The organism is Pseudomonas khavaziana (assembly GCF_019145205.1).
Taxonomy (GTDB): Bacteria; Pseudomonadota; Gammaproteobacteria; order Pseudomonadales; family Pseudomonadaceae; genus Aquipseudomonas; species Aquipseudomonas khavaziana.
In genome coordinates this window covers 1-1,872 of sequence record NZ_JAHSTT010000036.1, presented here as the reverse complement: position 1 = coordinate 1,872, position 1,872 = coordinate 1, and the positions used below count along the sequence as shown (strand labels likewise).

Here is a 1,872-nt window from a genome sequence, read left to right as displayed (position 1 = left end):
TTAGGTGAGTCTTCAAGTGCGGATAGCAGCGCCTGGCGCCCTTCAGCGTTTAGTAAAACAGCACCGCTGGGTAATACTTGGCCGAAAGGTAGATCTGTTATATTGTTAACAAGTGTTTTCAGTACAGCTGTATTGACTAATACACTTTCCGCTCCCGTTCGTATCTCCATCGTGTCGGGCCTTTGCGATGCAGCCTCTGTTGTGTTTGGCGCCGTGAGTTGAAGTGCATCTAATAGCCCGCGCACGGTGATTTCCTCTCTCGGAGCTCCCAGCACGCTGCCCGGCAGTTCAAGAGACACGCCCTCTGTTTCTAACAGTGAGCGAACGTAGTCGGTCATGTCAGATTTTTTTGAACTCATTTTTTTCTTCCTTATATTTTCAGCATCGAATAAAGCCCTTCTTGATCTGGGCAGGGGAAGTATGGCACCAAGGTCTGCTCCGCGACTCATTAAAATGTTTAATTGGGGCACTCTAAGTGATCGATTTTGACCGTCTGTCGCTGTGTGGAATATTCTTCGTGCTGGAGAGAAAATTCGGCCTCTCATTTGAATGGTTCATATCTATCCTTCTTTTGTCTTTTGTCTTTTGTCTTTTTGTCGAGATTTTAGTCCCTATGCGCCTTTTGTCCCTGCTAAGAATCAATTTTTTCCGTCGTCGAGCCGCCCGCCAACAAGTTGCACCTTCGCCCCGGCTCCTCGCGCTGCTGTCTCGTCTTGTGTTGGTGGTAGGAGTGTCCGGCGCCAATTCTTCAACGGCTGTCGAGGGAGGGCATGTGGTGGCTGGGCAAGCGACCATCAGCGTAGGGCCAGGCGCAACGACTATCAATCAAGATTCGAGCCGCGCGGCGATTAATTGGAACAGCTTCAACATCGGCCACGGGAATAAGGTGCAGTTCAATCAACCAGGTGCTGACTCCGCGACGCTCAATCGGGTGATTGGTGCAGGACAGACAACCATCGATGGCATCCTCAACGCCAACGGGCGGGTGTTTATTGTTAATCCCAATGGCGTCGTTTTTGGGAAGGGCGCTTCAGTAGACGTGGGCGCCCTGACTGCGACAACGTTGGGGATCACTAATGAAGCCTTCATGCAGGGTGATAATAACCTGCATTTCAGTAGCGCCGGCAATACGGTGCCTGGCTTTGTTAAAGTCGAAGCGGGCGCGCAAATCACCGCGAAATCCTTTGTGGCCTTGTTGGCAGAAAATACAGTTAGTAATGCGGGCACTATTACCGCTGGTACAGATGCAAATGTCGCGGGTCGCGGTATTGCGATGGTCGCCGGCACAGTTGCCTCCACCATTCATCTGGGTAGTTTTGACGTAACCGTAGACCGGCAGTCGATGGATGCGTTAGTGGCGAACTCTGGTGATTTGGTGATTGGCGAGTCAATGGCGGATGGATCGATTCTGCTCAATGCTACGGGGCGTAACGCGCTGATGCGCTCTCTCTTAAGCAGCTCTGGGAAGATCACCAACAAAAGTCGTGGTGCAGGTAGTCTTACGTCGCTGACATCGGGCGGTGGTCTCTCTCATTTGGGCGCAATCGAGGCTGCAGCAGGTAAGGTGGAGATGTATGCTCCGGAGATTGCGATTGACGGCAATGTGACTGTGGGCGATGACAGGACGCCAGTGCCGACGAAAGTCAATATCGGCGATGCTAACACTGAGCATGTAGCGCAAGGTATTGAGAGTGTCATAACGGCTAGCAGCCAGTCTCATGCGCAAATCAATATTGAAGCTAAGAAAGTGCTAAAGCTGTCGGGTGAATTATTTGCGCTGCCCGGTGAGATCTCTCTTAAATCGAAAATTCTGGATGTGGGGCTGTTGGTGCCGGTCGCGGACAAGGTTGCGCTGTCCGGCGTTGAGGCTTG

At 51.8% G+C, this 1,872-nt stretch carries 2 protein-coding genes; one reads left to right on the top strand and one right to left on the bottom strand.

Annotated features, from left to right (window positions below; translation table 11 throughout):
* A partial coding sequence (locus tag KVH01_RS29375) for a hypothetical protein (protein WP_217883796.1) occupies window positions 1–359 on the bottom strand: 359 nt, incomplete at its 3' end.
* Window positions 360–475: 116 nt separating this feature from the next.
* Between KVH01_RS29375 and KVH01_RS29370 the strand changes: the two genes are divergently transcribed.
* Window positions 476–1,872, top strand: a 1,397-nt coding sequence (locus tag KVH01_RS29370) for a two-partner secretion domain-containing protein (protein WP_217883795.1), incomplete at its 3' end; no start/stop codon positions are given.